Annotated in this window: 1 pseudogene; it reads right to left on the minus strand. The window is 68.8% G+C overall.

Annotated features, from left to right (window positions below):
* A pseudogene (locus tag KM933_RS38745) lies at nt 1-578 on the minus strand (winged helix-turn-helix domain-containing protein); the annotation flags it as partial.
* Nucleotides 579-645 lie beyond the last annotated feature (67 nt).

Genomic DNA, 645 nt, shown 5'->3' on the forward strand with positions numbered 1-645 from the left:
GTGTCCGCGCCTGGCCCAGGTGCGGCTGGTGGGCGGCGTCATCGAGAAGCCGGCTTCGTCTTCGAAGCACAGCCAGGCGTCGAGTGCCGCCAGGGACCTTCCACCTGCGGCCAGGTCTCCTTCACCCAGCCCGCCACGGCCTCCTCGTCGCGCTCGACCGCTCGGCGGGCCGGGACCTGGTGGCTGAAACCATGCCGGTGCAGCATCTGCGCGATCGCCGACAGCGTCATGCTCTTGTGGAACCTGCGCCCGATCAGCGTCTTGATGCGCGCCAGCGTCCATGTCTGGTCCGGCCATCCGTGCGCGACGGGACCCTTGGCGAGCTCCTGCTCGAGCACGGTGAACAGGGCCTCACTCAGCTTGGGCCGTGACACCGGCCCGGCAGACCGCAGTCCCTCGGTGCCGGCGTCGTGCCAGGCCCGGCGCCAGCGCTGCACCGAGCGCACACTCACCCGTAAGTCCTTGGCGACCTCGGCGTTGGAGGCACCGGCAGCGAATCGCTCCGCGGCCTCCAGCCGGATCCGCTCGCGAAACGCCTGCCGTTCAGGCGTCAGCCCACCACTCTGCGGATATCTCACACAACCGGCATACCGCGACGATCACGCATCGTCAGCCCCCAACGACATCACGCCGAAAAGGTCAGTA

It is taken from the genome of Streptomyces beigongshangae, from assembly GCF_019710745.1.
Classification (GTDB): Bacteria; Actinomycetota; Actinomycetes; order Streptomycetales; family Streptomycetaceae; genus Streptomyces; species Streptomyces beigongshangae.